This window comes from Blautia sp. HCP3S3_B11 (assembly GCF_052064435.1).
Classification (GTDB): domain Bacteria; phylum Bacillota; class Clostridia; order Lachnospirales; family Lachnospiraceae; genus Blautia_A.
The window spans coordinates 144,637-156,713 of sequence record NZ_JBQHVP010000001.1; the positions used below are offsets into that span (position 1 = coordinate 144,637).

Sequence of the window (12,077 nt, forward strand, 5' to 3'; positions counted from 1 at the left end):
CCTGCAATATCTCACGGTGAATATTTTCTTACTCTTAACGGAATTCCATTCTGCGCAGCCAAAATCTTACTCTGCGCTACCTTTTCCTCCCCAATCACGTCTACAACTGTAAATCGTACATCGTCGATGTGCTGTTTGCAATCTCTTGCAAATTTCAGCATGGCATCAAAGGACTTCTCTCCGTATGCCGGTCGGACCACCTCATTGTAAGAAGCTGCATCCGGCATGTTAAGACTGATAGATACACTATCTACCGCCTGACAGACTTCCTTTGCCGTGGAACGGTTATGAATCAGATCAGAGAGCCCGTTGGTGTTCAGTCTGATTTTAAATGGATATCTCTCACGCACGTATTTACTTACTGCGATCAGATTCTCAAGAGCCATCGTCGGTTCTCCGTATCCACAGAAAACTACTTCCTGGCAGTCTGTAAAATCAAATTCATCGATTGCTTTATAAATTTCTTCCAGTCCCGGTTCATGGTCAAACCAGAGATTGGATGCCTCGCCGATGGCATCTTCTGTATTTCTGATACAGAACGTGCATCTGCATGGACATTTATTGGTAATATTAAAATATACCTGATTTTTATATCTGTATATGATATCTGTTGTCATTTTATGTTCCCTTCAAATTTCTGATACAAGGATTGCGCCTGCCGCACATGCATATGGAAATGGCAGAAATGCTGCTGCAAGATAGATCATCGTATCGCCAAGGTGAACATATCCTCCGTTCACACCCACCGGAATGTGAAAGATATAGGCGGTCATCAATGTGGTAAGTGCCGCCATTACAGCTGTTGCCGTAATTTTCTTTACTGTACTTGCAGTCTGTACATTCTGTTTTGTTGTTGTTACTTCTGACATAATAACTTCTCCTCGTTATGCCTTTTTAACTGTATTTTATGAATTTTCTGTCAATCAGGCTGATAAAAATATCCACCTATAGCAATCCTCGTAAATAATGCATTTAAGACAGTTCGGCAGAGTGTGAAAGACAAGGAAGATATCTGCAGGCGTGCTGACGCACGGCAAAGATATCTGACGCAGGATTTCACACTCTGATGGGCTGGATTAAGATGCATTATTTTAGAGGATTGCTATAGTATTCATTCATCCCCAAAACAGCTACAGCATTTTTAAATATTTTTCAAAGCAGACACCGTCATTTCTGTCGGTTCCTTCCAGTACCGCATCATGAATGGCCCCGGCAAGGAATGCGATTGCTTTCTGCACACATTCCTTCATGGATATTCCTTTTACCATTCCTGCGCTGAGCACGGATGCAAACAGGTCTCCGGTTCCGGAATAGCTTCCGCCTTCTTTTATGGAAAAATACCAGTCTGCTTCATTTTCCTCTATTACCAGATTACCCATTTTCACACTGCCATCACCGCACACTACATCCACTCCGGTGATAACAATCGATTTTAATCCAAAACGGTCTGCCAGCTCTCTGCCGGATTTCTCTGTTTCTTTCAGCTGCTGTGTCTCATCCATCTGAGAAAAAAGCTCCATTTTCTCTTTCATGCCCTGTTCTCCGTACAAAAGCAACAGTGCTTCTGTAAGATTCGGGGTAATTACGGTCGCATGCTGAACCAGAATCCTCATCTTCTCGCAAAGTTCTTCGGAATATGTCCTGTAAATATTTCCTCCATCGCCCATTACAGGATCTATCAGGATATGTGTCTCATCCGTACAGAACATATCTGTAAATTTCAAAATCACATCTACCTGTCTGGCATCTGCCAGAAACCCTGTATATACACCATCCGGTTTAAAACCCATTTTCTTCCATTCGTCCATGATCAGTTGCATCCGGTCTGTATAATCATCCCAGAAATAAGAACCGTATCCGGTCTGGTTGCTCAGCACTGCTGTAGGCAATGGACAGGCCTGCACTCCCATAGCAGAAATCACCGGTATTGCCGCTGTCAGGGAACATTTTCCCATTCCGGACAGATCATGAATGACTGCAATCTTCTTCAATTTATCAGTACCTCTTGCTTTCTTAATAAGTCTGTCATCAGCCTGAAACATCTGAATTCTTATTCTTCCAGATGTGATTTTCATTCTGACCTTATTAATATAGCATTGGATTCTGTATCTGGATATATCCAGTTTTGTATTTTTTTTAGAGGTCAGTTTTATGTCAGATATAATATAAAATAAGCTCAAATCCATCGGATATCTGTGATTCACTTCAATTACCTGTCCATAACAGGTAATCGGATTAATATCCTCTGTTATTATCGATCATATAAAGCAATGCATTACAGATACACGCCGCGATATTGCTTCCACCTTTTCTTCCTCTTGCCACAATATACGGAACGTCTGCCTGCATGATCAGTTCCTTTGACTGTACCACATTTACAAAACCTACCGGCACGCCAATAATGAGTTCCGGATTCAGTTTGCCATCCTCGATCAGTTCATAAAGACGCACCAGTGCTGTCGGGGCGTTTCCAATAGCAAAGATCAGTTTCTTTCCCATCGCTGCTGCTTTATCCATGCTGGCAGTTGCCCTTGTTGTTCCATTGGCTTTGGCTATCGCTGCCACATCTTCATCCGAAATAAAGCAGAATACCTCTCCACCATAACGGGAAAGAACTCTTTTATTGATTCCGGATTCCGCCATATGTGTGTCTGTCACAATGCAGGCTCCCTCTTTAATCGCCGCGATAGCTTTCTGTACTGCATCCTCAGAAAAGCAAAGATTCTTTGCATAATCAAAGTCTGCACTTGTATGAATGCATCTCTTTACGATCAGTTCCGTTCCGGGAATCAGTTCTGTATCTCCCAGCTCCTCTGTAATGATCTCAAAGCTGCGTTTCTCTATATCCATTGGTTTTACATTTTCCAGCTCTACTTTCATTTTATACCTCCAAAATCTGCTCGAGCAGATAATATCATCCGCTTTCGCTTCATAACTGCAGAACGTCTTTTATATTACACTCCCTGCTCCAGAATCTCATAAATTTTCTTCATATCCAGATGCTTCCGAAGTTCAGATGCCAGAATGTCATACTGTGTCTCTTTAAATGCCGTAAAATCAACTCCTGTCATCTCAGATACATCAAGTCCTTTCTTTTCTCCGAGCGCGCGGACAACAGCCTCCGCAACATCTTCTTTGTCAAAAACTCCATGTACATAAGTTCCACAGACATTTTTACAATATGCACCATCTTCCTTCCGGCTGCCTGATACGTGATCCTCAATCGACACACAATGACCTGCGTTCTCTTTCAGAACGGTCTCTCCCATATGGATTTCATAACCCTCCAGTTCCGCTCCTGAAAGAGCAGCAAGATCTCCGTCCAGATTCAGAAACTTTCCAGATACTCTGGTTCGTGTCTTATTCTCTGCAAATATGGTATCCATAGGCAGAAGTCCCATTCCTTTGATCGTTCCGCCCGCTTCTACATGGTGAGGGTCGCTTAAAGTTTCTCCGAGCATCTGATAGCCGCCACAGATTCCGAAAATAATCTTTCCTCTTGCTGCTTCTTTGAGTACTGCCGCTTCCAGTCCATTTGCGCGCATCCAGAGAAGGTCTTCCATGGTATTCTTCGTTCCCGGCAGAATAATCATATCCGGATTCTTTAATTCACTTACATGCTGTACATAACGAAGAGAAACCCCCGGAATACTTTCAAATGGGTTAAAGTCTGTGAAATTAGAAATTCTTGGCACCCGGATAACTGCTATATCAATCAGATCCACTTCCGTTTTTCTGTCAAATCGCTCCGTCAGACTGTCCTCATCCTCCACCTGAATATTGAGATAAGGCGCCACACCAACTACCGGGATATGACTTCTCTCCTCCAGCATTTGTACGCCCGGATCAAGGATTGTCTTGTCTCCGCGGAATTTGTTGATGATCAGTCCTTTAACCATCTGGCGCTCATCCTCTTCCAGAAGCTCCACTGTACCGATCAGCTGGGCAAAAACACCGCCTCTGTCGATATCTCCGACCAGAAGTACCGGAGCTTTCGCCATCTTTGCCATTCCCATGTTTACGATATCTTCTGTTTTCAGATTGATCTCTGCAGGGCTTCCTGCTCCTTCGATCACGATAATATCGTTCTCTGCTGCCAGCGCATTATATGCTTTCATGATATCCGGCACCAGTTTTTTCTTATATTTGAAATAGTCTCTGGCGCTCATGGTTCCAAGGACTTCTCCATTTACGATCACCTGAGAACCAACGTCATTGGTAGGTTTTAACAGAATCGGATTCATCAACACTGAAGGCTTGATTCCTGCGGCTTCCGCCTGCATAACCTGTGCTCTTCCCATTTCCAGCCCCTCTTCTGTAATAAAGGAATTCAGAGCCATATTCTGTGATTTAAAAGGTGCTACCCTGTATCCATCCTGCTTAAAGATCCTGCACAGACCGGCTGCCAGTAAGCTTTTTCCTGCATTGGACATTGTCCCCTGCACCATAATCGCTTTTGCCATTTCTTTGTCCCCTCTTTTCTTTTGCTGTATTTCTTATTTTCTATATTTTCATAATTATCTATAAATAATGTCAGGGATAAAAAATCTTTTGATTCCGACTTAATACCACCGATTATAATGGTTTATCCCATTAGTTCTGTCAACACCCGCACCAGCTTTTCATTCTGTTCATGAAGTTTCACTGCCACGCGGTAATATCCTTTCTGTAACCCCGGATAGTTGCTGCAGTCACGAATCAGAATTCCTTTTGGCACACATTTCTCAAATAAATCTTCCGGTCCACGAAAGAATATATAATTTGCCTCTGACGGATATACTTTCAGGCCAAGCTTTGTCATTTCTTCCTTCAGCCACGCAGATTCCTGAAAAATGATCTGTCTTCCTTTTTCTACGTATTCCGTTTCTTTCAGCGCCGCCAGTCCTGCCTGCTGTGCCATGGTAGATACATTCCAGGGTTGTGTTACTGCCTCCATCCGTTCCAGAACTTTTCTGTCAGAACAGAATCCATATCCAAGGCGCACACCCGGAATCGCATAGCGTTTGGTAAATGCCTTAAGCAAAAAAAGATTCGGGTGCTCTGCAAGTTTTCCCTTTAATGTGTGTCTGTCCGGATCTTTTACAAAATCCAGGAAGCATTCGTCCACGACCATAAAGATACCAAGTTCTGAACAACTTGCAAGAATCTTCTCCGGTAATTCCTGCGGCATTGTGATTCCTGTAGGATTATTTGGATTACACAGAAAAATAATATCTGGTTTTTCTGTTTTAAGAAGCTGCAGATAATTTTCCTCTACACAAAAATCTGCCGTTTCTTCCAGATAATATCTTGTGATCTCACATCCCACGCTCACCAGTGCCTGCTCATATTCTGCAAAGGTCGGTGCCAGAAGAAGTGCTTTTTTCGGATTTTTTGCTCTGCAGAGAGAAAAAATAAGGTCTGCGGCTCCATTGCCGCAGATCAGATATTCTTTTTGCGTCTGCTCATAAACTGCGATTGCTTCTTTTAATGGTCCACAGCCTACCCTTGGATAATCACTGAGACCATCCACGCTGTCTATGATTGCCTTTTTCACGCTCTGCGGTGTCCCAAGAGGATTACAGTTTGCTGAAAAATCCAGGCAATGATCATATTTATATACATCACCGCCATGTATGTGTTTTGTCATCTGTTCTCTCCCGTCTCATAATATATGTCTGTATCACAGTCAACCGGATAAAATCATCTGCTTCCGCTACTTGCTCATAACCACGTTCTGACTGCCGCACTAATCAGTATAAATACTATTACACCCAAAATCGCAGTAGCATAAAGCAGATGATTGGACCGTCTGATATCTTCTACTTCTATCGGCCGGATTGCATCTCCGATCGTCGGTTTCTCATAAAGTTTTCCAAAATAATATGCATTTCCGGCAAGCTGTACATCCAGTGCTCCTGCCATCGCAGCTTCTGTCTGTGCAGAATTCGGACTTGCGTGATTTCTTCTGTCACGACGGTAAATCTTTGCCGCATTTTTCACATCCATTTTTACAAACGCTGACGCAACTACCATAAGCCATCCTGAGATTCTTGCCGGAATATAGTTTGCCACATCATCCAGTTTTGCAGCACAACGGCCGAAATAAAGGTACTTGTCGTTTTTGTATCCCAACATGGAGTCCATCGTGTTGATTCCTTTATATAAAAACATCAGCCAGACTCCGCCGATTGCCATATAAAGCATCGGAGCTATAATTCCATCAGAAGAATTCTCTGCCACAGTTTCCACTGCCGCCTTTGTCACTCCCTCTTCTGAGAGGGACTGTGTATCTCTGCCGACAATCATAGATACTGCATAGCGTGCCTCATCCAGAGTTCCGTTTTTCAGTCTGTCATATACTTTCATGCTCTCTATTTTCAGAGATTTCGTTGCCAGAAGCTGATAGCACCAGAATGTTTCCAATGCCAGTCCTGCCCAGGCAGAAATTCCATAAAGAAAATATAAGATCAGAAACGGGATTCCGCCACTGAACAGACAGACCAGGATTACCTCTGCGGTACCTGCCGCAAGCTCTCCCTTATCTGTTTTTGGAAAAATCTTTCGAAGTATTTTTTCCAGAAATGCTATAAGATTTCCAATCATGCACACCGGATGATACAGCCATCTTGGATCTCCTACAATAAGATCAAGGATAAAACCTGCGGCCAGGGCATATATACTGTAATATAACATAATAAATAAGACTCCTTGTTACATACTTTATCTAAATCAGGATGTTACTGTTCGCTCCGTTCTGGGTAACACACTTCGCACCGTATATCTCGGAATTTTTGCATTTCATACAAAAACATCTCGTGGGATAGTGATGTGTGAACAGCAGCCATAACTGTTGCTATCTTTCAATATCATTATGATATTCCAGACACTTCAGCAAAAAAGCCTTGGGAATGTTCGGATTGCCATAATAGTACAGATGCGGGTATCCTGCCAGAAGATTTTCCTCACTATGTACACAGTCCCAACCTCGTTTGCTGAGAGGTTTTGACGCACGAAAATCTGTACCGCAGTTTTCAGAATCAAAATAGTGAAACTCATGAGCCGGAATTTCCCCTATTTCTTCTGCTGCCTGTCCAAATACCGGTTGTCTGGCATTCAGTGTGATATACCCAAACCTCGTCAGTTTCGGAGTTCTGTAACACTTTCCCGGAATCACCCCACAGGTTTTACGGCTGATTCCTTCCATATCCTCCATCTGTTCATGAAGATACATAAAACCGCCACACTCTGCCATACAAGGCATCCCTTGTTTAATCGCCCGAACAATCTCCTCTTTCATGGATTCATTTTGTTCCAATGCCTCTCCGTTTAATTCCGGATAGCCTCCATAAAGGAGCAGCCCATCTAAATCTGACGGCAGATGTGCATCATGAACCGGTGAAAAATAAACCAGCTCTGCTCCCATTTCCTGCAATAGCCGGAAGTTATCTTCATAGAAGAAACAGAATGCTTCATCCCTGGCTACTCCAATCTTCAGTTTCTGTGGCAAATGAAAATCAAAAGCAGGATTTTTCTGATCCAGAGATTCCGGCACATTCAGATCCGGTGCTTTTTCTGCAAGTGCAAGGATTCTGTCTATTTCCAATGTCTTTTCCAGCACGTCTGCCAGTTTCTTCAGACGACCTTTCAGATCTTTGATTTCTTCCGGAAGTACCAATCCCAGATGGCGGTTCTCAATCACACAGTCCTCTACTTTCGGTACATAGCCAAGAACTTCCACACCCAACTGTTCTTCTGCCAGCTTCTTCATCCTTGGGTAAAGCATCGGAGACATCTGATTAAAAATCACACCTTTGATATGGCTGTTCTCTTTATATTCCATAAAGCCTTTAATATAAGCAGCCAGGGAAATACTCATTCCCCTGCTGTTCACAATAAGAATCACAGGTGTATCTGTCGTATCTGCCAGGTCATAGGCACTTGCTTTCGTGGAAATACCTCCCACTCCATCATAAAATCCCATGACACCTTCCATCACTGCGATATCGCAGTCCACAGCATTTCGCCCAAGAAGATATCCGGTAACATCAGAATCTGTAAAAAAAGTATCAAGATTTCTTGATTTTGTTCCGATGACTCTGGAATGAAACATAGGATCTATGTAGTCCGGTCCACACTTAAAAGATGCCACCTTCATTTTTCTGTTTACCAGCGCCTGCAAAAGTCCGCAGGTAATCAGTGTCTTTCCACTGCCACTGGCTCCTGCTGCCAGAAGTATTCTTGGAATTTTCATCCTGTTTCTCCTCTATTTCTTCTGCAATGTAATAATATAAATTGGATTTTCGCCCATCATCATATGGTAACGTCCAATCGCCTTTGAACGTGCCGCACCGAGCTGGACAATCTCATTCTCCTCAAATCCAAATTCTTTCGCTGTCTCAAGTGCTTCAGACACTGTCTCCAGAGTAATGCAATTGATCACAATACGAACCTGGGGGTTCTTTTCGATCAGAAGCTTCACGATTTCTTTCAGATTTCCGGAGGAGCCTCCAATAAACGCATGTGTAGGTACCGGAAGTTCTGTCAGTGCCTCCGGTGCAAGTCCTTCAACGATCTCCAGATTATCCGCTGCAAATTTCGCCTTGTTCAGACGAATCAGTTCCACTGCATCCTCTTTCTTCTCTATCGCCCAGACTTTACCCTGATGAGCGCGAAGTGCCATCTCTATAGATAAAGAACCTGTTCCCGCTCCGACATCATAGCAGATGGAATCCTGTGCCAGACAAAGCTTTGAAAGTGATACAGTACGCACTTCCTCCTTCGTCATAGGTGCTTTGCCCCTGATAAATTCTTCATCCTTTATTCCATGAGTTTCCGGTCGTGTTATCGCATTCTCGTTGACCGCACAGACCACTGAGAGCGGATCACCCACGTACTCTGTCAGTTCACTGACAGATTTTACAAAAATTTTCTCATTATCATAGGAAAGATTCTCTCCCACATAAAGAAGAACGTCTCCCATGTTATATTCCACCAGTTTCTTCGCAAGGATTGCAACTCCATCTGAAGTTCCAAGAATCGCAAACACCTTTTTCTCATGGCGGATATGCGATATGAGATTACAGCCTCTTCCATGAGCACTGACAATCTTCGCATCATCCCAGGATAAGCCAATCTTTGACATAAAATATACTACAGAAGAAATTCCACACTGAACTTCTATCTTTGATTCTGCCATAACATCCAGCAGTTTTTTTGCTCCACTGTAGAATCCTACATCCCCAGAAAGAACAATCACAATGTTATCATACTCAGGGTGTTTCCCGATATAGTCTTTAATCTCCTGGCTTCTGTACTCTACGAATACGTCCTGTCCCGGACGCTTCACAGAATCCACCATTCTTTTCGCTCCGATCAGAAGATCTGCCTGATCCAGACTGTTCTTTCCCTGTACTGTCAGCGTCTGAGAACTTCCCATGCCGATTCCAAGAAGCGTAATATGCGGCTGATGCGTCAGGCTGAAATGTTCCATAAGGAATCTCTTGCATTCTTTTACAGACATTCCATCTTCTTTCAACGGGCGCCCGATGATCACAGGAATCGCGTCACATTCCAGCGCCGCATCTATCTTATCCTGAAAACCGCCCGCTTTTCCGGTATCCTTTGTCACCAGATATTTACAGTGGTACTGTCTTAACATCGCTGCATTTAATTCTCTGGAAAAAGGTCCCTGCATTCCGATCAGATGTTTTCCCTCAAAGCCCAGTCCGGCACATGCCTGCATGACATTCGGCAGGGAAAGGACTCTGGCATAAAGACGTTCCTTATAATCTTTCATTCCCGTAAAACCAGCCAGTTCCTTACTTCCTGTTGTCAGCAATACATTTCCCTGTGTCCGGTCCAGGTACTCAGCTGCCGCCTGCACACTCTCCACATAGACAGCTTTCTCTTCATGTCCGCCCATTTCCCGCAGAACTCTATAGTAAAGTGTCTGTGTTTTCTCACAGGCTGTCCGGATATTCATGGTAACCTCAGCTGCATAAGGGTGCGTCGCATCCAGCACCATCTCCGGCTCCTCTCTGGCAAAAATCTGCTCCATGGCAGTTTCATCCAGTCTTCCTGTCTGCACAGTGAGATATTCATTTTCCATAAGAGATTTGCTGCCGTATTCTGTCGCGACAAATCCCATCGTCTGTACCTGATGAGCTGCCAAAAAGCGGCAGACCTCATATCCTTCTGTTGTTCCTGCAAAAACAAGGACTTTATACATTCTTATATCCCCTTGGCGTAACCATCTTATGGTTGATTTCCTTTGTCTGCGAATTTCCGATAAATACAGTTGTAAACATATCTACCTGTGTATCTCTCAGTTCTTTTAACGTCATTACATTGGCTGTTTCGCCTTCTCTTGCGATATTGGAAACAGTTCCACAGATCGTATCCGGTGACTTATATTTCATCATCAGGTCGCATGCTTTCTGCAGATAATCATGGCGTTTCTTACTGGATGGATTATAAAGACATACGACAAAATCTGCCTGAGCTGCAGCCAGAAGTCTTGCTTCGATCTTTTCCCATGGAGTAAGAAGGTCGCTTAAGCTGATAAGACAGAAATCATGGATCAGAGGTGCACCAAGAACTGCCGCTCCGCCTGTAGCTGCTGTCACACCCGGAATGATCTCCAGTTCTGTTTCCGGATAATTAACGCCGACCTCATACATCAGTCCTGCCATACCATAAACTCCGGCATCACCGCTGCAGATCATAGAAACCGTCTTGCCTTTCTTCGCTTGTTCAAACGCAAGAACACAGCGGTCAACCTCTTTCTTCATTGGTGTAGTCATAAATTCTTTTCCAGGGAAGTATTCCTTTACCAGATCAACATATACAGTGTATCCGATGATCGCATCACTTTCATTCATTGCACGGATTGCCTTTCCTGTCATCTGGTCATAAGCTCCCGGTCCGATTCCGATTACATATATTTTACTCAAAATGTATCCTCCATTCTCTGGCTGCCACTGCTGTGGTCACACCGTTTTCTCCTTTTTTCTTCTGAATCAGTCTGCCATTACCGCTGGCAAAAACTGCACTTCTCTCACAGACATTATCTACACCTGTGATTTTCTTTACAAACGGTGAGGGCGTAAATTCTCCCGGCACCTGTTTTAATTCATCTTCTGTATAAGTGACAAAAGGAATCTGCCAGTCTTTTGACAACGCTTTGATTCCCTGTTCTTCTTTCTTCAGGTTAATGCTGGCGATCTGTTCAAATGCTTCTTTAAAAAATTCGCCTGTATCGAGCACTTTCTGTGCCGCCTCCGCGATTCCTTCGGCATCTTTGCCCTTACGGCATCCCATTCCCAGCGTCAGGTTTCCTGGAACAATCTGTGTCGTAGACGCAAAAGGCTGACAGGATGTATGTATTGTAACAGCGGCTCCACAATCTATCTCTGAACCATCCAGCTTTCCGACAGTTGATTCTGCATTTTCAGATATCATTTCTTTACCTTCTGGTGATTCCGTAGTATCTGACTGCATGCCTTCCATATTTCTAACCGGGATTCCCCGTTCGTCACACATAATCAGTCCTTCCGGCAGTCTGCCATCTACAGGAAATTCACTGTAAAATCCCACTTTTTTTCCTGCCAGAAGCGCTGCTGAAACTTCTTTTGCCGCTTTCATATTGAAAATGCTACAATCATTTTTCTTTGCAAAGACATCTACCGCAAAGCGATGATGCAGGTCTGTGGCGGTCGTTACCACCGGTACTGCGTTTAATATTTCTGCCGTTTTCAGCGCCAGTTCATTAGCGCCGCCCAAATGCCCTGACAGCAGTGAAATCACGAACTTCCCGCATTCATCCACCACAAGCACCGCCGGATCTGATTTCTTTGACACTACATAAGGAGCAATACTGCGGACTGCAATTCCACTTGCGCCAATGAAAATCAACGCATCTGAATCAGGAAATTTCTCCCCTGCCCATGCAGAAGTATTGATCTGTATGGAGTCCGGCAGGTATTTACTTTTTTTGTCAAGGGTTGCCGTTATGCCGACAGACTTCAGTCCCCTGCATAATTTCTCACCTGTTTCCTGTCCGGTCAGGCTGAAACAGATCATTGCAATCTTCATTT

General features: G+C 43.8%; 10 protein-coding genes and 1 pseudogene. All 11 read right to left on the reverse strand.

Annotated elements, in window-relative coordinates; translation table 11 throughout:
• Nucleotides 1-11: 11 nt before the first annotated feature.
• The 11 genes and pseudogenes from ACTNC0_RS00665 to ACTNC0_RS00715 all read right to left on the reverse strand — a co-directional run bounded on the left by ACTNC0_RS00665 (nt 12) and on the right by ACTNC0_RS00715 (nt 12,075).
• On the reverse strand, nt 12-617 hold the full coding sequence (locus ACTNC0_RS00665; protein ID WP_441085901.1) for a TIGR04100 family radical SAM protein: 606 nt from the start codon (nt 615-617) through the stop codon (nt 12-14).
• 30 nt (nt 618-647) lie between these two features.
• Nucleotides 648-869: pseudogene (locus ACTNC0_RS00670) on the reverse strand (ECF transporter S component); the annotation flags it as partial.
• 261 nt (nt 870-1,130) lie between these two features.
• Nucleotides 1,131-2,075: a pyridoxamine kinase gene (locus ACTNC0_RS00675; protein ID WP_340283146.1), complete on the reverse strand. Its 945-nt coding sequence runs from the start codon at nt 2,073-2,075 to the stop codon at nt 1,131-1,133.
• A gap of 160 nt (nt 2,076-2,235) precedes the next feature.
• The gene (locus ACTNC0_RS00680; RefSeq protein ID WP_441085902.1) at nt 2,236-2,880 is read right to left on the reverse strand and encodes a precorrin-8X methylmutase; all 645 of its coding nucleotides are present in this window, start codon (nt 2,878-2,880) and stop codon (nt 2,236-2,238) included.
• Between the two features lie 74 nt (nt 2,881-2,954).
• A complete protein-coding gene (locus ACTNC0_RS00685; protein ID WP_441085903.1) occupies nt 2,955-4,463 on the reverse strand; it encodes a cobyric acid synthase in 1,509 nt (502 codons plus the stop codon).
• 122 nt (nt 4,464-4,585) lie between these two features.
• Nucleotides 4,586-5,629, reverse strand: coding sequence for a pyridoxal phosphate-dependent aminotransferase (locus ACTNC0_RS00690; RefSeq protein WP_441085904.1), 1,044 nt, complete (start codon nt 5,627-5,629; stop codon nt 4,586-4,588).
• Between the two features lie 74 nt (nt 5,630-5,703).
• On the reverse strand, nt 5,704-6,675 hold the full coding sequence (gene cbiB, locus ACTNC0_RS00695) for an adenosylcobinamide-phosphate synthase CbiB (protein WP_441085905.1): 972 nt from the start codon (nt 6,673-6,675) through the stop codon (nt 5,704-5,706).
• 160 nt (nt 6,676-6,835) lie between these two features.
• The gene (locus ACTNC0_RS00700) at nt 6,836-8,233 is read right to left on the reverse strand and encodes a cobyrinate a,c-diamide synthase (protein WP_441085906.1); all 1,398 of its coding nucleotides are present in this window, start codon (nt 8,231-8,233) and stop codon (nt 6,836-6,838) included.
• Between the two features lie 12 nt (nt 8,234-8,245).
• Nucleotides 8,246-10,210, reverse strand: a complete 1,965-nt coding sequence (gene cobK / locus ACTNC0_RS00705) for a precorrin-6A reductase (RefSeq protein ID WP_441085907.1) — start codon at nt 10,208-10,210, stop codon at nt 8,246-8,248.
• Nucleotides 10,203-10,934: a precorrin-3B C(17)-methyltransferase gene (gene cobJ / locus ACTNC0_RS00710; RefSeq protein WP_441085909.1), complete on the reverse strand. Its 732-nt coding sequence runs from the start codon at nt 10,932-10,934 to the stop codon at nt 10,203-10,205. The genes cobK and cobJ overlap by 8 nt, the downstream gene beginning before the upstream one ends.
• Complete coding sequence (locus tag ACTNC0_RS00715) at nt 10,927-12,075, reverse strand: cobalt-precorrin 5A hydrolase (RefSeq protein ID WP_441085911.1); 1,149 nt, start codon at nt 12,073-12,075, stop codon at nt 10,927-10,929. Before ACTNC0_RS00715 ends, cobJ begins: the two co-directional genes overlap by 8 nt.
• Nucleotides 12,076-12,077: the final 2 nt, after the last annotated feature.

Excerpts from the sequence above, each read along its gene's own strand:
- ACTNC0_RS00665 (WP_441085901.1), bottom strand. The coding sequence starts at position 617 with ATGACAACAGATATCATATACAGATATAAAAATCAGGTATATTTTAAT.
- ACTNC0_RS00675 (WP_340283146.1), bottom strand. The coding sequence starts at position 2,075 with ATGAAAATCACATCTGGAAGAATAAGAATTCAGATGTTTCAGGCTGAT.
- ACTNC0_RS00680 (WP_441085902.1), bottom strand. The coding sequence starts at position 2,880 with ATGAAAGTAGAGCTGGAAAATGTAAAACCAATGGATATAGAGAAACGC.
- ACTNC0_RS00685 (WP_441085903.1), bottom strand. The coding sequence starts at position 4,463 with ATGGCAAAAGCGATTATGGTGCAGGGGACAATGTCCAATGCAGGAAAA.
- ACTNC0_RS00690 (WP_441085904.1), bottom strand. The coding sequence starts at position 5,629 with ATGACAAAACACATACATGGCGGTGATGTATATAAATATGATCATTGC.
- cbiB (WP_441085905.1), bottom strand. The coding sequence starts at position 6,675 with ATGTTATATTACAGTATATATGCCCTGGCCGCAGGTTTTATCCTTGAT.
- ACTNC0_RS00700 (WP_441085906.1), bottom strand. The coding sequence starts at position 8,233 with ATGAAAATTCCAAGAATACTTCTGGCAGCAGGAGCCAGTGGCAGTGGA.
- cobK (WP_441085907.1), bottom strand. The coding sequence starts at position 10,210 with ATGTATAAAGTCCTTGTTTTTGCAGGAACAACAGAAGGATATGAGGTC.
- ACTNC0_RS00715 (WP_441085911.1), bottom strand. The coding sequence starts at position 12,075 with ATGAAGATTGCAATGATCTGTTTCAGCCTGACCGGACAGGAAACAGGT.